A 19,263-nucleotide genomic window follows, 5' to 3' on the forward strand; every position below is an offset into this window, starting at 1 on the left:
CATAGAAGTCTTACATATTTTATCATAAAGTACAGTTTTGGTCAGAATGTTTTTTATTAGTAAAATAAATAATCCCCCATTTCATATGGAGGGATCGTTTTTATTTTATTTCATTCTTTTCCTGTAAAAGCTTAAGTGCAACTTGAGCAGCCTTTTGCTCTGCTTCCTTTTTAGATTTTCCTGTGCCGATTCCAAGCTCAACTCCGTCCATCGAAACTCGTGACATAAATTCACGATTGTGGGCAGGTCCTTTTTCTTGTAAAACCCGATATTCTACTATGCCTCTCCCATCACGTTGAACTAATTCTTGAAGTTGACTCTTATAATCCATCACATGAGAAAAAGCACCTTCATTTATTTTTGGAAAAACGACACTCTCAAGAAACCCTCGTACCTTTTCAATACCTTGGTCTAAATATAATGCACCTACAAATGCTTCAAATACATCTGCTAATAAGGCCGGTCGCTCACGTCCACCTGTTAATTCTTCACCTTTACCAAGCAGGACCAAATCACCAAATGCAAGACCATGTGCAAACGATACTAGGGAAGGTTCACAAACAATTGAAGCACGAAGCTTTGTTAATTCACCTTCACTCATATAAGGGTATTTTTTGAAAAGATACTCAGAAATAGTCAGCTCTAAAACTGCATCTCCCAAAAATTCTAACCGTTCGTTATCTTCGTACGGTTTTTTGCGATGCTCATTCACATAAGATGAATGAGTAAAAGCATGAATTAATAATTTTTCATTGTTAAAGGCAATTCCTATTCTTTCTTGAAAGCTTGTAAATTTTGGACCTACATAATTTCTTTCTTTGCGATTAACTCGTTTTATCATATGTTCCTCCATAAGAAAAGCGCAGTGCGCCAGCCTAAACTATGTTCAAACTTTTCTTTCCTTTTTAACTTTTACCATTACCCGAAAACAATTACAAAAAAAAACAGAGGTATGCACTTACCAAAAGTGTTTCCCATTCATTTTAAAGTTATCATGAAGTACTAGTTATTGTTTAAGATAAAGATGTAAAGCCCCGTAATAATATAATTACGGGACTTTACAAAAAATATTAAGCCTTGCTATTTATGTAGTTAACAGCATCTCCAACAGTTGCAATTTTTTCCGCATCATCATCAGAGATTTCCATATCAAACTCATCTTCAAGTTCCATAACAAGCTCAACTACATCAAGGGAATCAGCACCAAGATCATCTTTAAAATTAGATTCCAATTTCACTTCTGCCTCATCAACGCCTAAACGATCAACGATAATTTTTGTTACACGCTCTAATACTTCTGCCATCTTCAGTCACCTCCCCTCAAGTATTATAGTAGATTTTAGTTAAAAAAACCAGGTCAAGTAAATATTACTATAAAGGTAACTTCCCTCAGAGGGTGTTAATGCCCGTTAATGCGGGATAAGACTGAGTGTTGTAGTCTAGTGTAATAATATTTTACATTACCATACCACCATCAACATGTAGGGTTTGTCCTGTCATATAATTACTTTGTTCAGAAGCAAGGAAAAGTACTACGTTTGCAATGTCCTTCGGTTCACCAAATTTAGCGAGTGGAATTTGCTTTAACATCTCTACTTTTACTTCTTCTGCTAGTTTATCTGTCATATCTGTTGTAATGAAGCCAGGTGCAATCGCATTTACATTAATATTCCTTGTAGCTAGCTCTTTTGCAGTTGTTTTCGTTAAGCCAATCACACCTGCTTTGGCAGCAACATAGTTAGCTTGACCCGGATTTCCACTAACACCAACAATAGATGCTATATTAATAATTCTTCCAGAGCGTTGTTTCATCATTTGTCTGGTAACTGCCTTCGTACAGTTGAAAACGCCCTTCAAATTAATATTTATTACGTCATCCCACTCTTCTTCTTTCATTCTCATTAGCAAATTATCACGTGTAATCCCTGCATTATTTACTAGTATATCTAATGTGCCAAATGTCGCTATGACTTCTTTAGTCATAGCTCCGACTGACTCCGCGTTTCCTACATCGGCTTGTACAGCGATTGCTTCTTTACCGAGTGCTTTAATTTCAGCTACCACTTCAATCGCCTTTGCTTCACTTCCAGAATAATTAACTGCTACACTTGCACCCTGACGCGCTAGTTCAATTGCAATAGCACGTCCGATTCCTCTTGAAGCCCCTGTTACAAGCGCTACTTTTCCATTAAGCATTTTGTGTCTCCCCCTTGATTGATTCAATTGTAGAAAGGAGTGATTCCTCATCACTGATTGAATATGTTGTAATTCGTCGATTCACTTTCTTTACTAGGCCTGACAAAACCTTACCGGGGCCGATTTCAATAAAGGTATCTACACCTGAATCTAGTAACGTTGTAACAATACCCTGCCATAAAACAGGAGAATATAATTGCTCAATAAGCTTCGTTTTAATTTCATCTGCTCTAGTAATTGGCATAGCCGTTACGTTTGAAATGACTGGAATTGTTGCATCTTGGATTTTAATATGATTTAATACTTCTGTAAACTTCTCAGCTGCAGGCTGCATTAAGGATGAATGAAACGGACCACTTACCTCCAAAGGAATGGCTCTTTTTGCACCATTTTCCTTTGCCATAGCAGAAGCTAACTGTACACCCTCAGTTGAACCTGAAATAACAATTTGACCAGGACAATTTAAATTAGCTAATTGTACTGGATTACCTTCAGAGGTAATTTGATTTGTTATTTTAAGCAGATCTTCACTTTCCATCCCAAGGATTGCAGCCATTGTACCTTTTCCTGCAGGAACTGCTTCTTCCATTAGCTCCCCACGTTTACGTACTGCGAATACAGCATCTTCAAAGGCAATCGCATTTGCTGCCACAAGAGCTGTATACTCTCCAAGACTATGACCTGCAACAAAATCAGGTTTGATATTGGCCTCTTTAAATTTTTCTAGTATTGCAATGCTGGTTGTTAAAAGAGCTGGTTGTGCATTTACAGTCAACGTTAAGGTTTCCTTTGGTCCATTAAAAATTAATGAAGATAGCTCCGTATTAAGTGTTTGGTCCGCTCTTTCAAAAACAGTAGCTACATTAGCATATCGTTGCGCTAATTGCTGACCCATACCAACCGTTTGTGAACCTTGCCCTGGAAAAATAAATGCAATTTTCCCCATCCTTTTCTCCCCCTTATAAGTTAGTTTATTTGCTTGTTTTACTCAATGCTTCACAAATGGTGTTCGCAACATTATTAGTAACCATATCTCTCGCTTGTCGTACTGCGTGAAATAGTCCATTTGCGTCTGAAGATCCATGAGCTTTGATAACAGGGGCATTTAAGCCAAAAAGACCTGCTCCACCATATTCCGAATAATCCATTTTCGTTTTTATTCCCTTTAATTGCGGTTTAAGAACCGCGGCTGCTAATTTACTCTGTAGGTTACTTGTCAGAGCTGTTTTTAACATTGAAAAAACAGCAAGCGCAGTACCTTCTATCGTTTTTAACGCTACGTTACCTGTAAAACCATCTGTTACCACAACATCTGCAGCTCCGGTTAATAAATCTCTAGCTTCCACATTTCCAATAAAATTTAATCCTGATTCTTTTAGTAGCTGGAAAGCATCCCTTGTTAACTCATTCCCTTTTTTATCCTCAGTACCGACGTTTAATAAGCCTACTCTTGGGCTTGCTACTCCACGTACTTTTTCTGTGTAAATAGAACCCATAATTGCATATTGCAATAGATGCTCAGGCTTAGCGTCAACATTAGCACCGACATCTAATAAAAGAAATCCTTCTCCTCCGATAGTTGGAAGTGTTGGTGAAAGTGCTGGTCTATCAATACCTTCGATTCGCCCGACTATAAATAAGCCTGCCGTCATTAATGCACCTGTATTCCCTGCAGATATACATGCATCTGCATTTCCTTCACTTACCTCTTTTGCCATTAATACCATAGAGGCATTTTTCTTTCGTCTAACTGCCCTAACAGGTTCATCCGTACCTTCTATTACTTCATCGGTATGTATAATCGTAATACGTTCAACACTTGTTAAGTACTTACGGATTTCTGCTTCTTTACCAACCAATGTTATATGTAGATCTTTAAAGTGTTCGACCGCCTTGATTGCACCTGCAACGATTTCCTTTGGTGCATGATCTCCACCCATCGCATCAATTGCAATTCTCATATGTAATCACCCTTACTCTTTTTTGTTAGAACGGAACATTTCAAATTCACCTGAGAACACCAATTCATTTCCAACGAAACTGTCTACCTCTACAAGCGTTCTCCCTTTAGCTTGTTCCAAACTTTTTACCCTAGCTTTTGCGACAACTCTTTCATTTTCTTTAACTTGCCTAGTAAACCGAATATTCGCCTTAGCAGTTAAAGCTAACTCATCGTTTATAACAGCAACCGCTAGTGAATTTGCTTGAGCAAATAAGTGATGTCCACGGGCAATTTGGTTTCTTTTAAAGACATGCTCCCTTGTTACCTCTAAAATTGATATGGCACTCTTGTCCAAATCGATATCGATAATTTCACCAATTACTTCATCTATAGGCAAAGCTTTAACTTCATTTTCAAGTTTTTTTTCGGCAACATGCTTAATTCGCTCCCTTAATTCAGGAATTGATAACTCTAAGCGATCTAATCTTATTGTTTGAACACTTACAGTAAATTTTTCTGCAAGGTCCTCATCTGTAATAAATGGATTTTCATTTATCGTTTCAAGTAGGCTGCCTTGTCTCTCTTTTTTATTTCGTCTCATGTATTGTAACACCATCCGAACTATTATGACTAGGTACTAACAGTAGTATAAAGTTTAAAAAAGCAGATTGCAAGACTTATACTTGCAATCTGCTTTCACGAACTTATCATTTTAATCGAGCTTTTCACCCGTTAGAATACCGGACTTTTCTAAGACTTCTCTTAAAGGAAGATATTGTTCATCCACCCAGAATGCTTTAGAATTTATTAGTTTTGTTGCATCGTCTCTAGCAACTTCTAAGGCCCGATAATCATGTACCATGTCTGCAACTTTAAACTCTGGCATACCACTTTGTTTTTTTCCAAAGAAGTCTCCTGGTCCTCGAAGTTCAAGATCTTTTTCAGATAGTTCGAATCCATCATTTGTTTCTGTCATAATCCTCATTCGTTCTTTTCCTACTTCCGACTTAGGATCAGCTAATAAAATACAATATGATTGTTCACTGCCTCTACCAACTCGTCCTCTTAATTGATGTAGTTGTGATAAGCCGAAACGCTCAGCATCATAAATAACCATCATAGTTGCGTTTGGTACATTAACTCCTACCTCAACAACTGTTGTTGATACGAGGATTTGCACATCATTTTGGCTGAAATCTTTCATGACAGAATCCTTTTCTTCTGAAGATAAGCGACCATGCATAAGACCAACCTCCCATTTCCCTTGAAAATGATGTGTAAGTGTACTATGAACATCAATTGCATTTTGAACATCTAACTTTTCAGATTCTTCTATTAAAGGGCAAATAACATAGGCTTGCCTGCCTTTTACTAATTCTTTATCGATGAAACTCAGTATTCGAGTTAACATATCATGCTTAGCCCAATAGGTTTCAATCGTTTTTCGCCCTGCAGGCATTTCATCTATAACGGATACATCCATTTCACCGAATACAGTAATAGCAAGTGTGCGTGGTATTGGCGTTGCGGTCATAAACAATACATCAGGACTTTCACCTTTCTCTCGTAAAACACGACGCTGCTCAACACCAAAACGATGCTGTTCATCTGTAATAACAAGACCAAGCTTTTCAAAGCTAACCTCATCTTGTATTAATGCATGCGTTCCTACTAGAATATGAATTTTACCATCTAAAAGTAGTTGAAGTAGTTCTCTTCTTCGCTTACCTTTTACTGAGCCTGTAAGAAGTTCGACTCTAACATTAAAAGGGTTAAATAACGATTTTAGTGATTGAACATGCTGTTCAGCTAGTATTTCAGTCGGGACCATTAATGCTCCTTGATAGCCGGATAACACGGTTGAATACAGTGCAATAGCAGCGACAATTGTTTTTCCTGAACCGACATCACCTTGCAGCAGGCGGTTCATTCGAAAGGGCTTTTCTAAATCAGATGTAATTTCCTCAACTACACGCTGTTGAGCACTTGTTAAAGGGAATGGTAGTGCGCTTATGAACGCTTCTAAAAGCGATACGGAAAAGGAATGCTGTATTCCTTTTGATTGTTCACGTTCATATTTACGTAATGCTTGCATTCTTAATTGGAATAATAAAAATTCTTCATATACAAGTCGGCGTCTAGCCTGCTTTAAATCCTCATGACTTTTTGGTGAGTGCATAATACGAATCGCATCAATTTTCGAGAGAAGTTTGTATTTTGATAGTAGAGGCAATGGAATTGTATCTTCAATAAACTGACCATATTGGTTTAAAGCAAGTGAAATAAATCTTCTCATACCCTTAACAGTTACTTTCCCTTTTATAGAATAGACTGGTTCAATGTCTTTATCTCTTGTGGATGGAGTAAAGTTGATATCACTAACAGTAATTGTTTGTCGATGTTGATCCCATTTACCTGTCACAGTAATTGTTTGGTTAAGTGAAAATTTATCTTTAAAATAGGGTCTATTAAAGCATACAGCCTTTACTAGGTACCTACCTACCAACAGCCTAATGGTTAGCCTTGAACGTTGCCTACCAAAATACGTTAAGGAAGGTTCGCTGTGAACCTTCCCTTCAACCGTAACACGCTCTTCATGTTTAACTTCAGCTAGATCACGGAGTTGGTAATCTTCATAGCGATAAGGTAAATAATCTAGTAAATCAATTATTTTATAGATGTGCATCTCGTTTAGATGAAGGGCAATCTCTTCACCTACACCTTTTATCTCTGTAATCGGATTATTTAATACGCTATTCACCTTTAGATAGCGGTATACCAAAGATTTTAGCCTCGAGCTCTCGTCCTGTTGGTGTAGCCGCTAAACCTCCCTGCGCAGTTTCTCTAAGTGCAACAGGCATTGATTGACCAATTTTATACATGGCATCAATGACTTCATCACAAGGAATACGACTAGTAATTCCTGCTAGTGCCATATCTGCTGCAACCATTGCATTTGCTGCTCCCATTGCATTTCGTTTTACACACGGAACTTCTACTAGACCAGCAACTGGATCACAGACTAAACCGAGCATGTTTTTAAGAGTGATGGCCATTGCCTCAGCAGACTGACTAGGTGTACCACCAGCCATTTCTACAATTGCAGCAGCAGCCATACCAGAAGCAGAACCTACTTCAGCCTGACACCCACCTGCGGCTCCAGAAATCGAAGCATTATTAGCAACTACAAAGCCAAAAGCACCTGCTGTAAATAAGAACTCAATCATTTGTTCTCTTGTAGGATTTAATTTATCTCTAACTGCAAATAATGTCCCTGGTACAACACCTGCAGACCCAGCAGTAGGTGTTGCGCAAATTGTTCCCATTGCCGCATTCACTTCATTAGTAGCTACAGCTTTGCTTACTGCATCAAGAATTGTTTTCCCTGTAAGAAAATTTCCTTTTTCTATATACTTCTGTAATAAAACGGCATCTCCACCAGTTAACCCTGAGTGTGATTTAACCCCTTGTATACCCTTTTCTACCGCTTGTTCCATTACTTCTAAATTAATTCCCATTTGTTTAAGGATGGCTTCTCGACTTTTCCCTGTTATCTCAACTTCTTGATTGATCATAACTTCTGATATTTTCATATTTTTACTTTCTGCTAATTCTACCAATTCTGCAACATTGCGGAACATCTAATTCTTCCTCCCTCGCACAAGCAAATTGTGGAAACGTTTTCAAATATTGTATTTTAGACACTTTTAATCAACAATCTTTGTGACTTTAAGAATGTTTGGAAGTTTGCCTAATTCATCAAGAACCTCTTGATCAATATTTTGATCTACTTCAATTGTCATTAACGCTTGTTGTCCTTTTTCTTTCCGTGCAACTTCCATGTGACCAATATTAATAGCATATTTAGCTAATACGTTTGCTACGCCAGCTATTGCACCATACCGGTCATTATGGACCACTAAAATCGCAGGGTGGTTACCTGATAGCTTTAGTTCAAAGCCATTCAATTCTGTAATCTCAATTTTTCCCCCACCTATTGAAATACCGACTAGCTCAAGTTCACCTTGGTCATCACCAATTAGAACTCTTGCAGTGTTTGGGTGATCGGTAATAGCGTCTTCTTCAAGAAATGTTATTTTCATACCAGCTTCATTAGCAATATCAAGCGAGGTCTTGATTCTTTCATCAAATGTATCAAAATCCAATAACCCTCCGATTACAGCTACATCTGTTCCATGCCCTTTGTATGTTTTAGCAAAAGAACCATAAAGTGAAATAATTGCCCATTTGGGTTCTCTCCCAAATAGACTTCTTGCTACTCGACCAATTCTTGCCGCCCCAGCAGTATGTGAGCTTGAAGGGCCAATCATAACTGGACCAATTATATCAAAAACACTTCTGTATTTCATATCAACGCTTCTCTCCCTTTAGAGGTAATTAATGGATATGTTATTATCTCTATTTTTTTACATTGAAATAGAAGGGATAAACCCTTCTATTTTTATATGTTATTCAATTGAAAAAATAAAAGTGTATAGAGGTTGGTTGCCATTATGAACTTCTACTTCGATATCTTCAAATTGGTCTTCAATGTAGGAAACAAGTTCATTTACATCTTCTTCTGTAGCATCTTGGCCGTGTATGATTGTTACTATTTCATCGCCTTCTGTTATCATAACAGATAATAACTCTTTTGTTGCAATTATTTTATCCTTATTCGTTACAATAATTTTACCATCTGAAATACCCATAAAATCATCTTTTTCAATATCTAATCCATCAATATTTGTGTCACGAACAGCGAATGTAATCTGTCCAGTTTTCACGCTAGATAGTGCATCCTTCATAGTGTTTGCATTCACCGACAAATCCAAAGCAGGATTAAAAGCAAGTAATGCTGCCATACCTTGTGGTACCGTTTTAGCTGGAATAACAATTACATTATTGCCAACCACTTGTGCAGCTTGTTCCGCCGCCATGATAATATTTTTGTTATTTGGTAAAATGATAATATGTTCTGCATGAACTTCTTCAATCGCTTTAACAATATCCTCCGTACTAGGGTTCATTGTTTGCCCACCTTCTATTACTGCGTGAGCACCTATACTTTTAAACAATTCTCCAATACCTGAACCCATTGCAACTGAAACGATACCATATTTTTGCTTTTCCTTCTTCGGCTTCGGGGCTGCTGTTTGAGGGGAAGACTCCTGCTCCTCATACAATAAATTACTATGTTGTTCTCTCATATTTTCAATTTTCATGTTTATTAAGCTACCGTAACGTTGTGCGTACGTTAACACATCGCCAGGCTGTTCGGCATGAATATGTACTTTCACAATTTCTTCATCTGCAATAACTAAAAGTGAATCACCGTACTTGCTTAAGTCATTTCGAAATTTATTTTCACTAAATGGATGCTTTTGAGCCTTGTCATCTTCAAATTTAACCATAAATTCAGTACAATAACCAAACTCGATATCTTCTGTGTTGATATGGCTATGAACACTTTTGTGATGCTCGGCATTTACAAGGTCTGTTAAGCTTGGCATCCCAAGCGGTGTGCCAGGTAATTCTTCACCTTTTAACACAGCAAGGAATCCTTCATATACCAAGACTAGTCCTTGACCACCACTGTCAACAACACCAACTTCTTTTAAAACCGGTAAGAGATCTGGTGTACGTTGTAAAGATGCTTTAGCTTCTTTTACAGTTTCCTCCATTAATAGCACAATATTATTCTGCTTCTTAGATTCAGCTACGGCCCGCTTTGCAGAATCCTTTGCAACCGTTAAGATAGTTCCCTCCACCGGTTTCATAACCGCTTTATAAGCCGTTTCCACACCAGCTTCAAGTGCATTTGCAAATTCTACTGAAGTAATACTTTCTTTTTTCTCAATAGCTTTTGAAAATCCTCTAAAAATTTGTGAAAGGATAACTCCTGAGTTACCCCTAGCACCCATTAAGAGACCTTTCGATAAAGCTACTCCTACTTTACCAATATGAGCATTGACATTGTTTTTTACTTCTCTTGCACCAGATGTCATAGACAAATTCATATTCGTTCCTGTGTCACCATCTGGAACTGGAAAAACGTTTAGCGCATCAACCATTTTGGCATTATTTGATAAGTGATTTGCGCCTTGTATAATCATCTCCGCAAAACGTTTTCCGTCTAACTTTGTAATTGACACAAACTTTTCCTCCTCTTACGGGTTCGTAACACGAACTCCCTGAACAAAGATATTAACCGAATCAACAGCTAGTCCTACAGTTTGGTCTAGTGTATATTTTACTTTTGTTTGTACATTGTGAGCTACTTCAGAAATTTTTGTACCATAGCTTACGATTATAAACATATCGATATGTACTTCTTCATTTTCTTGGCGAATAAGAACTCCACGAGTAAAGTTCTCTTTTCGTAAAATTTCTGAAATCCCGTCTCTTATTTGATTTTTTGATGCCATACCAACGATTCCATAACAATCAATAGCAGCTCCACCAGCAATTGTAGCGATCACTTCATTCGATATATCAATTTGCCCGTACTTCGTTTTTAATTCGATGGACATATAAGTTCCCCCTTTGGAATTGTTCATCTTGGCTAACGTCATTTTACTATAATACTGATATTTTTTAAAGCTATTCTATTTTTTTTAGTAAGTATATATCTATATTATTATACATAATTGCTAATTTTATATGTCAAGGTTTAATTCTTGAAAGCTTTTTATTGCATTCTAATGATAGTTGTGATAAATTAATAAAGTATTTTCGTGAACTAGTTAAGTAAAATGGTTAGTTTTGTGGTAGTAAGGAGGGAAATAATATGGCACGTAAATGTGTAGTTACGGGTAAGAAAACTCGTTCTGGTAATGCACGTTCTCATGCAATGAACGCTTCAAAACGTACATGGGGTGCAAACCTTCAAAAAGTGCGTATTTTAGTAGATGGCAAGCCTAAACGTGTATACGTTTCAGCAAGAGCTCTTAAATCTGGTAAAGTTGAACGTGTGTAATTGTTGAAAGCGCAAATAAAATGAGGACAATAATTGATTGTCCTCAGAAAGAAAAGCACCTAAAACTGGTGCTTTTTTATTATCCTTTTTTAATTGACCCCAGCATTGCACGAACTATGCCTCCTAGAAACTTTGGCAACTTAATCGTATAGAATTTCATAGTTTCCCTCCTCAACACAATTTCCTGTACGTTTCTTTCTACCCGGTTAAAGAATTGCTAACATTGGTGAATAAAATATCCCCTAATGCTGTTAACAATGCTTATGGTTCAGCTGTTTCTGTTGAATATTACTTCTTTCTTCTAATGTATCTGAAAACATTAGAAAAGCGCAGGACGTCCGCCTGTATGGAAGGTCGACTAAAACCTGCCACGTCCTGTGGCGAACATTGACATTAGTACATCCTGTGCAAGTCGACTTTAAGAAGGTGGTTTTCCTCCTTAAAGTTGACATATACCATAGAGACAGGTGGCGCAAGGAGCTTGACACCAAAACTAGGTAAAAAATTTTTTATCTTTTTTAATTAAACGCATTAAACATGAGTCCTTATAAGTATATTCACAACCAAGAAAAGAGTACCTAGATTAGTGATGATATAAGTATATAATCGTCACTCTTTATCAACATTAATATGCCATTATTGAATTAAAAAGTACCTGTATAATTTATAAGTTCGTTACTAATACATAGTGTAGGATTGTTCTTAATATGACACTTATTTTATGGGTTAAAAACAGCCAATAAGCATAAATGCTTTAATACCGGGTAAAAACACCGGTAAATTAATTTAAAAACCTCCTCAATTGTAGTTCATACAAAGAGGAGGGTTTTAGTTCATACTTATCTTAATTTTGAAATAGCAATTGCTCGGTCTTTTTCATCATAAACAGCTGACCCTGCTACTAATACAGTTGCTCCCGCTTCTACACAAAGTTTAGCTGTGGCCTCGTTAACTCCACCGTCAACTTCAATTTCGATAGAAAGCTCACGGTCGTTTATGATTTTTGATAGCTCGTTTATTTTCGGTAAAACTGAATGAATAAACTTCTGTCCACCAAAACCAGGATTTACTGTCATGAGTAAAACTAAGTCCACATCATCTAAAATGTGCTTGATGGACTCTATTGGGGTTGCAGGGTTTAATACTACACCAGGCTTTACCCCTTCACTTTTTATTAATTGAATCGTCCTGTGAAGGTGTCTACAAGCCTCGACATGAACAGAAATATAATCAGCACCTGCCTTAGCAAAATCAGAAATGTATTGATCTGGATTTTCAATCATCAGATGTACATCTAATGGTAATTGTGTTATTGGTCTAACAGCCTTAACAATCATTGCTCCGATTGTGATATTTGGAACAAAGTGACCGTCCATCACATCAATATGAATATAATCTGCTCCGCCTTTTTCAACATCTTTTATTTCATCACCTAGCTTCGAAAAGTCAGCTGACAAGATTGATGGTGCAATTTTAATCATCGTGTTAATACCTCGGCTTTCTATCCTTTATTTCCTCTAAAAAGCTAATATAATGCTCATAACGATAATCCTGAATCTCACCACTTTCAACCCCTTGCGTCACTGCACACTTAGGTTCAGATGTATGTAAGCATCCGCGAAATTTACAGTCTGCACCAGCTTTATATATTTCAGGAAAACAGTAAGATAATTCCTCGACCTCAATGTCAGTAAACTCAAGTGAGCTAAATCCCGGGGTATCAGCAATAAGTCCTGAACCAACTTTTATTAATTCAACATGCCTTGTAGTATGCTTACCTCTTCCAAGGTGCGAGGAAATATCGTCTGTCTTTAGTTCTAGATCAGGGCGTAACACGTTTAATAATGATGATTTGCCTACACCAGACTGTCCAGCAAAAACAGAAATTTGATTTTCTACTAACGGAAGAAGTTCTTCTATACCCAGTTCCTGAATCGTAGAGGTCATAATTACTTTATATCCAATTGCTTCATAATGTTTAACTGCATTTTCAATTTGTTCTCTTATGCTCTCGCTTGTTAAATCCATTTTGCTAATACAAATGATCGGCTCAATGTCATTAGCTTCAATTAAAACTAAAAACCGATCGAGAAGCAATGTCGAAAAGTCTGGTTCAACAGCAGAAAACACAAGTATAGCCTGATCAACATTTGCAATCGGCGGCCGAACTAATTCATTTTTTCGAGCTAAGACTTCCATAATATATCCTTCTAAGTCATTTTCTGCTTGAAACACCACAAGATCCCCAACAAGGGGCGTAATTTTATTCTTGCGAAATATACCTCGACCACGACATTGTGTAATTTGATTGGAACCGTCTAGTACATAATAGAAACCACTTAAAGCTTTTATGATTTTGCCTTCTGGCATATTTTCACTCCTTGTACTCCCTTATTCCTCTTTTGGATAAGGAACCTCATCACCATTAAAAAATTTGTCATTTATATGAATTAAATATCTCGCCTTTTTACCAGGTGAAATAACAAACTCTATTTCCCTCGTTGTAGATGCAACAATATCAAATGGTGGCAAATACAACTCTGTAATCGAATTTTCGTCATCCTGCACATAAATTTTAACATTAAGAACTTCACCTTCAAAGGCAGGTTCATAAGGAATTTCTATAGTTCTGACTACCGTTTTGGGAGGTTCCTCTTCAGGGCCTAATGAGTATACAATTTGGATCTTATCCCCTTTACCGAGCTTAGAACCCGCCGGTGGTGTTTGTGATATGACGCTCCCCTTTGGTACGGTTTTTGAGTACTCTTCTTTTGGTGGTTGTTCTTCCTTAAGCTCATTTGATGCTATGAAGGCATTAACAGACTTTTGATTCCACCCAGTTAAGTCCTCTAAAATAATTGGCTGTGGCCCTTGACTCACTTCAAAAACAACCTCGGTTTCACTAGGAATAACCATCTCGCCTGCTTCAACTGATTGATCAAGAATCGTTCCTGGTTGAGTTTCGTCATGTACATAGTTTGGAGATACTTGATAACCCTTATTTCTTAAAAATAGCTCGGTATCATTGTATATTTTTCCTACGTAATTATCAAACTCTTCCTTTTCTTTTCCTGTGCTTTCATAAATCGTAATCGTTTGTCCTTCTTTGACCACAACATTTGCCTCTGGATTAGTGCGAATAACATAACCTTCTTCAATTTCATCATGAGCTTGTCTGATGGGCTCACCAACCTTAAACCCGGCTGCATCTAATTTGTCCTCTGCGTCATCGTACGCAAAATTCGTAACATCTGGTACTGGTACGTCCTTAGGTAGCATTAAGGGCGGGATTATTGTTACCGCTGCAACTCCAGCAGCTACTAGAAGTAAGAAGGTTGTTATTATGAAAATAGCAACTTTATTACGTTTCTTAGGCTTACTTTCCTTTTTCTTATCATTTACATCATTTTGCAAATGATTGTCTGGGAATCTTACGATTGTATCGCCCTTATTTGTACTATGTTGATCTGTAATTATAGGAATTGCCTTGGTAATTTCCTCGCTATCTTCAGGAATCCTAAATTTAGGTTCATTTAATCGGTCCGGATGTAATGATGTTTGAAGGTCCTCATCCATTTTTTCTGCAGACTCATAACGGTAAAATGAATCCTTTGCTGTAGCTTTTAGAATGATATTTTCAACACTTTGGGGTATTGTTGAATTCCACCTCTTAGGAGAAGGGGTTTCCGTTTGCAGATGCTTAAGTGCAATTGAAACAGCCGACTCACCTGAAAATGGTACGCGACCAGTGAGTAATTCGAACATTACGATTCCTAGCGAGTAGATATCAGACTTACCTGTAGCCATACCTCCCCGTGCTTGTTCGGGCGAAAGGTAATGAACAGATCCTAAAACAGAATTTGTTTGTGTAATGGTGGTTGAACTTAACGCAACAGCTATTCCAAAATCAGTAACTTTCACAATGCCCTCATGATCAATTAGTATGTTTTGTGGTTTTATATCACGATGTACAATTCGATTGTGATGGGCATGTGCGATAGCAGAAGTTAGCTGCTCCATAATATTTAATACTTCTCTAGGATGTAGAGGGGCATGTAGTTGTATGTATTGTTTCAACGTTTTTCCCGCTACATATTCCATTACAATGTAGTAAATGTCATCTTCTTCTCCAACATCATATATACTTACGATATTAGGGTGTGCAAGACTGGTGGCTGCATGTGCTTCACGTCTGAAGCGCTTAATAAATTCTTCATCATTTGAAAAATCTAAACGAAGAATTTTAATTGCTACCTCTCTTTCAAGGATAATATCCCTTGCTAAATAGACGTTTGCCATGCCTCCTCCACCTATTACTTCAAGGACTTTATATCGTCCACTTAGTCGTCTACCAATGAGCATACCAATCACCCACTTTCACTTTCAGACGAATAATGAACTATTACTAAGGTAATATTATCTTCTCCACCATAATCATTTGCTAAAGAAACAAGGATCTCTGCCTTTTTCTTTAGGGAATTAGATGAGTGTAAGATTGTAGCCACTTCTTGTTCTGAGACCTTATTTGATAGACCATCAGAGCATAATAAAAGGATATCTGTTTCTTCTAAGATGATCGTTTTGAGATCAATATTCACATTCATTTCTGTTCCAAGAGCACGAAGAACAACATTTTTTCGTGGATGATGTTCTGCATCTTCCTTCGAGATATGACCTGAACGAACTAACTCGTTAACCAGTGTATGATCATCAGTAAGTTGCTTAAAACCAATTTCATTTAAAACGTAACAACGGCTATCTCCAATGTGACCGATAGTCGTAAACTTGGACGTGCAAATCGCACCCACGAACGTAGTCCCCATTCCTTGACAATCAATATTATCCTGTGAGTGCTTATACAGGATCTCATTAACCTTCAGCACATTTTCTTCCAACCACTTTTCAGCTACCTCTGGTGATTCCATTGTACTTGAATCTTCCCATAGTTGTTTTAAGCTTGAAACCGTCATTTCACTTGCAACATCACCAGCAAGGTGTCCACCCATACCGTCTGCAACTATGGCAAGGGTGTCACCATCCTTATTAATGAAGACCCCACAACTATCTTCATTATGCTGTCTTACTTTTCCCCTATCAGATAAAAAAAACGTCTTCATTGTTTCACCTCGTCTCTTCTTTACGCTCTTTTGCATGTAACTTCCTACATGCAGCCTTAACATTAATTGTGACGTTACTGCCTTGTTTCATTAACACTTGTTTAAATACAAAAGAAAATATGTAGATTTGCTTGCCTATTTTGTATCTTCAAGGTGGGCTTTGTTGTTTCTACACTTGCTTTTTTAAGCTTGCAATATAAAATCCATCAGTTTCAAAATATTGAGGGAAAATTTGAATTTGACCATCCTCTATATATGGTTGTACACGTTCTGGTAGCCTTTCCTTAATAGAATGATCATAACTAAAATCCTTATTTTCTGAAAGAAATTTTTCAATTATATCAGTATTTTCTTCTCTGTCAATTGTACACGTACTGTAGACAAGTATACCACCCTTCTTTAAAAGGGGTGAAACAGCCTGTAAGATTGAAAGTTGAATCCTTGCTAGATTTTCAATATCAGATTCTTTCTTTGCAAATTTTATATCAGGCTTTCGTCTGATTACCCCAAAGCCAGAACACGGGGCATCTACTAAAATTTTATCAAACGATTCTTCTACAAAGTGCTCTTTAACCTTGCGACTATCGAGTGCTTTTGTTGTTACATTAGAAAGTTGTAAACGCTCCACCTGTTGATCAATTAATCTAACCTTATGTTCATGTAAATCTAAGGAAATAACTTGTCCTGTATTATTTAGTAATTCGGCTATATGCGTTGTTTTTCCTCCTGGCGCAGCGCAGCTATCGAGCACTTTTTCGTTAATTGACACTCCTAGTGCACGGGCAACTAACATCGAACTTTCATCTTGAATTGTTAACAGGCCTTGTTTAAATGCAGTAGAATGGACTAGATTGCCACTTGTACTTTTTATACTATCTAGTGACAGATCCCCCTTACTTACACTATATCCATCATTCTCTAGTTGTTGCAAGAGCTCATCAACGGTAGTTCTTGAGATATTGACTCTAGCTGTTTGAACAGGTGGTTTGAGATTAATTTCACACATTTTCTTTGTTTCCTCATAACCTAGCTGTTCTACCCACCTTTTAACAAGCCACTCTGGATGACTAGTCTCAATTGCCAAACGCTTAGTAGGATCTAAGATCTCATTTAAAGATGGTACCCCCTCACGCTGAATGGTTCGTAGAACACCGTTTACCATTGAAGAAATACCTTTATGACCTCTTTTTTTAGCTATCTCAACGGCTTCAAAAAATATAGCACGTTCTGGTACTCTGTCTAAAAACAACATTTGATATACAGATAGACGAATTAAAATACTTACCCAAAGTTCAATTTTCTTCTTGTTTTTTAGAAAAGGTTCTACATAAAAATCAAGGAGATCACGCTGTTGAATGGAGCCATAAACCATTTCTGTTAAAAGGCCAATATCTTTGCCTTTTATATTGTTTTTTTCTATCATTTTGTTCAAAAGAAGATTGCTATATGACTGATTTTTTTCAATTGATACTAAAATATCTAAAGCTGTTTCTCTTACATTATGTTTACTCATGATAGTCGCCTAACTTTTCTCCAATTTGTATATCCGCACCACGTAAAAATTGTTCTGTTAGCATTCTTTTTTTACCTGAAGGCTGTAGTTCAGTTATTTTTATCGCGGTATTACTTCCTGTATTAACGATAAACCCGTCTTGTTCAATCTGAACAATTGTACCTGGTTTGTGTAATTCATTGGTAAAAGGCACTTTTTCCCCCGACCATATTTTTATTACATCATCTCTAAAGGTTGTATATGCCACAGGCCATGGATTAAGTCCACGTATCAGGTTGTAGACCTCTTCACCTGATTTACTCCACTCTATTTTTTCTTGTTCACGTTTAATGTTTGAAGCAAATGTAGCTTTGGTATCATCTTGTTTAATCGGCTGAATATCACCCGCTAAAACAAACGGAATTGTTTCTGACAGCAGTTTAGCACCTGCAGCACTTAATTTATCATGTAAGGATCCGACATTGTCTTTTTCCTCAATCATAACTTCCACTTGGGTTAAGATATCACCTGCATCAAGCTTTTCAACCATGTACATGATTGTTATACCCGTTTTTTCTTTACCTTGAATTATTGAGGAATGGATAGGTGCTCCCCCGCGTAGTTCTGGAAGTAAAGATGCATGTACATTAATACAGCCAAACTTTGGCGCTTCTAGTATTTCATTAGGTAAAATTTGTCCAAAAGCTGCGGTTACAATTAAATCTGGCTTATAATCTAATAGTTTTCTCACTTCTTTTGCTTCTCGAATTCTAGTAGGTTGAAGCACTGGTATACTATGCTTGACCGCCTCTACTTTAACAGGTGGTGGAGTCAACACTCGTTTTCTGCCTACTGGACGATCAGGCTGAGTAACGACAGCAACAACATGATATCCATCATCTAGTAATTGTCTTAAAACTGGCACAGAAAAATCGGGAGTTCCCATAAATACGATTCTTTCCATTTTAATACCTACCCTTCAATTTCATCATTTTCATAGTAGCGCGTAACTTTAGCTGTAAATAGCACTCCATGTAAATGATCTATTTCGTGCTGAATTGCTCTCGCTAGAAATCCTTCAGCTTCAAGTGTATAAATCTTACCGCGTTTATTTTGTGCGCGTACTTTTATGTAGTCTGCTCTTTTTACTTCGCCAAAAAGGCCCGGAAAACTTAAGCAGCCTTCAGGACCAATCTGTTCCCCCTGCATTTCAAGTATTGAGGGATTTATGAGGTCAATTCGACCATGATCATCACCAATATCAACAATCGCAATTTGTTCACATATCCCAATTTGTGGTGCTGCAAGACCTACACCATCTGCTTCAACCATTGTTTCGTACATTTGAGTAAGTAATTTCGAAAGTCTTAAGTTAAAAACAGTAACCTTACTACATTCTTTTTCTAGAATATCATTTGGATACACTACAATCTCTAATGCTGACAAAATAGATCCTCCATAAATACATTTATAAGCAATTTTTTCTTTATTCGTTTATTACTTTTAGTTTTTACATGATTAAATTTGTTTAATATTT

At 37.1% G+C, this 19,263-nt stretch carries 20 protein-coding genes and 1 pseudogene; 1 reads left to right on the forward strand and 20 read right to left on the reverse strand.

All coding sequences use genetic code 11. The annotated features are described in order from the left end of the window. Positions 1-100: 100 nt before the first annotated feature. The 11 genes from rnc to PY093_RS00725 all read right to left on the reverse strand — a co-directional run bounded on the left by rnc (position 101) and on the right by PY093_RS00725 (position 10,671). Positions 101-841 (reverse strand): ribonuclease III, encoded by a 741-nt coding sequence (gene rnc / locus PY093_RS00675; RefSeq protein ID WP_275643924.1) that lies wholly within the window; start codon positions 839-841, stop codon positions 101-103. Positions 842-1,070: 229 nt separating this feature from the next. Continuing rightward, positions 1,071-1,304 carry an acyl carrier protein gene (gene acpP, locus PY093_RS00680; protein ID WP_275643925.1) on the reverse strand — a complete coding sequence of 78 codons (234 nt, stop codon included), beginning with the start codon at positions 1,302-1,304 and terminating at the stop codon, positions 1,071-1,073. Between the two features lie 151 nt (positions 1,305-1,455). Next, positions 1,456-2,196, reverse strand: coding sequence for a 3-oxoacyl-[acyl-carrier-protein] reductase (gene fabG, locus PY093_RS00685; RefSeq protein WP_275643926.1), 741 nt, complete (start codon positions 2,194-2,196; stop codon positions 1,456-1,458). Further along, positions 2,189-3,142 carry an ACP S-malonyltransferase gene (gene fabD / locus PY093_RS00690; protein WP_275643927.1) on the reverse strand — a complete coding sequence of 318 codons (954 nt, stop codon included), beginning with the start codon at positions 3,140-3,142 and terminating at the stop codon, positions 2,189-2,191. The genes fabG and fabD overlap by 8 nt, the downstream gene beginning before the upstream one ends. 25 nt (positions 3,143-3,167) lie before the next feature. Next, on the reverse strand, positions 3,168-4,157 hold the full coding sequence (plsX, locus tag PY093_RS00695) for a phosphate acyltransferase PlsX (RefSeq protein ID WP_275643928.1): 990 nt from the start codon (positions 4,155-4,157) through the stop codon (positions 3,168-3,170). A 12-nt stretch (positions 4,158-4,169) separates the two neighbouring features. Further along, positions 4,170-4,739, reverse strand: coding sequence for a transcription factor FapR (fapR, locus tag PY093_RS00700; RefSeq protein ID WP_275643929.1), 570 nt, complete (start codon positions 4,737-4,739; stop codon positions 4,170-4,172). A 111-nt stretch (positions 4,740-4,850) separates the two neighbouring features. Next, a complete protein-coding gene (gene recG / locus PY093_RS00705) occupies positions 4,851-6,899 on the reverse strand; it encodes an ATP-dependent DNA helicase RecG (RefSeq protein WP_275644181.1) in 2,049 nt (682 codons plus the stop codon). Beyond that, complete coding sequence (sdaAA, locus tag PY093_RS00710; RefSeq protein ID WP_275643930.1) at positions 6,892-7,779, reverse strand: L-serine ammonia-lyase, iron-sulfur-dependent, subunit alpha; 888 nt, start codon at positions 7,777-7,779, stop codon at positions 6,892-6,894. The genes recG and sdaAA overlap by 8 nt, the downstream gene beginning before the upstream one ends. 66 nt (positions 7,780-7,845) lie before the next feature. Beyond that, entirely contained in the window at positions 7,846-8,508 is a 663-nt protein-coding gene (sdaAB, locus tag PY093_RS00715; RefSeq protein ID WP_275643931.1) for an L-serine ammonia-lyase, iron-sulfur-dependent subunit beta, read from the reverse strand. A gap of 99 nt (positions 8,509-8,607) precedes the next feature. Next, positions 8,608-10,293 (reverse strand): DAK2 domain-containing protein, encoded by a 1,686-nt coding sequence (locus PY093_RS00720; protein WP_275643932.1) that lies wholly within the window; start codon positions 10,291-10,293, stop codon positions 8,608-8,610. 15 nt (positions 10,294-10,308) lie between these two features. After that, a complete protein-coding gene (locus tag PY093_RS00725; protein WP_275643933.1) occupies positions 10,309-10,671 on the reverse strand; it encodes an Asp23/Gls24 family envelope stress response protein in 363 nt (120 codons plus the stop codon). A gap of 257 nt (positions 10,672-10,928) precedes the next feature. On the opposite strand from PY093_RS00725, the gene rpmB reads away from it, so the two are divergent. Further along, on the forward strand, positions 10,929-11,117 hold the full coding sequence (gene rpmB / locus PY093_RS00730) for a 50S ribosomal protein L28 (RefSeq protein ID WP_193472733.1): 189 nt from the start codon (positions 10,929-10,931) through the stop codon (positions 11,115-11,117). 79 nt (positions 11,118-11,196) lie between these two features. Here rpmB and spoVM read toward each other — a convergent pair whose 3' ends face one another. The 9 genes and pseudogenes from spoVM to def form a co-directional block, all read right to left on the reverse strand. After that, positions 11,197-11,277, reverse strand: coding sequence for a stage V sporulation protein SpoVM (gene spoVM, locus PY093_RS00735; RefSeq protein ID WP_275644182.1), 81 nt, complete (start codon positions 11,275-11,277; stop codon positions 11,197-11,199). Between the two features lie 484 nt (positions 11,278-11,761). Beyond that, positions 11,762-11,836 (reverse strand): annotated as a pseudogene (locus PY093_RS21270) (thiamine diphosphokinase); the annotation flags it as partial. Positions 11,837-11,956: 120 nt separating this feature from the next. Beyond that, entirely contained in the window at positions 11,957-12,598 is a 642-nt protein-coding gene (gene rpe / locus PY093_RS00740; protein WP_275643934.1) for a ribulose-phosphate 3-epimerase, read from the reverse strand. Between the two features lie 4 nt (positions 12,599-12,602). Beyond that, positions 12,603-13,487, reverse strand: a complete 885-nt coding sequence (gene rsgA / locus PY093_RS00745) for a ribosome small subunit-dependent GTPase A (RefSeq protein WP_275643935.1) — start codon at positions 13,485-13,487, stop codon at positions 12,603-12,605. Between the two features lie 21 nt (positions 13,488-13,508). Next, positions 13,509-15,479, reverse strand: coding sequence for a Stk1 family PASTA domain-containing Ser/Thr kinase (gene pknB / locus PY093_RS00750; protein WP_275643936.1), 1,971 nt, complete (start codon positions 15,477-15,479; stop codon positions 13,509-13,511). Positions 15,480-15,484: 5 nt separating this feature from the next. Then, positions 15,485-16,234, reverse strand: a complete 750-nt coding sequence (locus PY093_RS00755) for a Stp1/IreP family PP2C-type Ser/Thr phosphatase (protein WP_275643937.1) — start codon at positions 16,232-16,234, stop codon at positions 15,485-15,487. Between the two features lie 169 nt (positions 16,235-16,403). Continuing rightward, entirely contained in the window at positions 16,404-17,747 is a 1,344-nt protein-coding gene (gene rsmB, locus PY093_RS00760) for a 16S rRNA (cytosine(967)-C(5))-methyltransferase RsmB (protein ID WP_275643938.1), read from the reverse strand. Next, a complete protein-coding gene (gene fmt / locus PY093_RS00765; RefSeq protein WP_275643939.1) occupies positions 17,740-18,690 on the reverse strand; it encodes a methionyl-tRNA formyltransferase in 951 nt (316 codons plus the stop codon). The genes rsmB and fmt overlap by 8 nt, the downstream gene beginning before the upstream one ends. An 8-nt stretch (positions 18,691-18,698) precedes the next feature. Next, on the reverse strand, positions 18,699-19,172 hold the full coding sequence (gene def / locus PY093_RS00770) for a peptide deformylase (RefSeq protein WP_275643940.1): 474 nt from the start codon (positions 19,170-19,172) through the stop codon (positions 18,699-18,701). Between the last annotated feature and the right edge of the window lie 91 nt (positions 19,173-19,263).

The sequence above is a fragment of the Cytobacillus sp. S13-E01 genome (assembly GCF_029193815.1).
Classification (GTDB): Bacteria; Bacillota; Bacilli; order Bacillales; family Bacillaceae_L; genus Bacillus_BV.

Coding starts and splice junctions, on each gene's coding strand:
- rpe (WP_275643934.1), bottom strand. CDS start 12,598: ATGATTAAAATTGCACCATCAATCTTGTCAGCTGACTTTTCGAAGCTA.
- spoVM (WP_275644182.1), bottom strand. CDS start 11,277: ATGAAATTCTATACGATTAAGTTGCCAAAGTTTCTAGGAGGCATAGTT.
- PY093_RS00725 (WP_275643933.1), bottom strand. CDS start 10,671: ATGTCCATCGAATTAAAAACGAAGTACGGGCAAATTGATATATCGAAT.
- acpP (WP_275643925.1), bottom strand. CDS start 1,304: ATGGCAGAAGTATTAGAGCGTGTAACAAAAATTATCGTTGATCGTTTA.
- rpmB (WP_193472733.1), top strand. CDS start 10,929: ATGGCACGTAAATGTGTAGTTACGGGTAAGAAAACTCGTTCTGGTAAT.
- fapR (WP_275643929.1), bottom strand. CDS start 4,739: ATGAGACGAAATAAAAAAGAGAGACAAGGCAGCCTACTTGAAACGATA.
- rnc (WP_275643924.1), bottom strand. CDS start 841: ATGATAAAACGAGTTAATCGCAAAGAAAGAAATTATGTAGGTCCAAAA.
- PY093_RS00755 (WP_275643937.1), bottom strand. CDS start 16,234: ATGAAGACGTTTTTTTTATCTGATAGGGGAAAAGTAAGACAGCATAAT.
- fmt (WP_275643939.1), bottom strand. CDS start 18,690: ATGGAAAGAATCGTATTTATGGGAACTCCCGATTTTTCTGTGCCAGTT.
- sdaAB (WP_275643931.1), bottom strand. CDS start 8,508: ATGAAATACAGAAGTGTTTTTGATATAATTGGTCCAGTTATGATTGGC.
- rsmB (WP_275643938.1), bottom strand. CDS start 17,747: ATGAGTAAACATAATGTAAGAGAAACAGCTTTAGATATTTTAGTATCA.
- pknB (WP_275643936.1), bottom strand. CDS start 15,479: ATGCTCATTGGTAGACGACTAAGTGGACGATATAAAGTCCTTGAAGTA.
- fabD (WP_275643927.1), bottom strand. CDS start 3,142: ATGGGGAAAATTGCATTTATTTTTCCAGGGCAAGGTTCACAAACGGTT.
- fabG (WP_275643926.1), bottom strand. CDS start 2,196: ATGCTTAATGGAAAAGTAGCGCTTGTAACAGGGGCTTCAAGAGGAATC.
- rsgA (WP_275643935.1), bottom strand. CDS start 13,487: ATGCCAGAAGGCAAAATCATAAAAGCTTTAAGTGGTTTCTATTATGTA.
- plsX (WP_275643928.1), bottom strand. CDS start 4,157: ATGAGAATTGCAATTGATGCGATGGGTGGAGATCATGCACCAAAGGAA.
- sdaAA (WP_275643930.1), bottom strand. CDS start 7,779: ATGTTCCGCAATGTTGCAGAATTGGTAGAATTAGCAGAAAGTAAAAAT.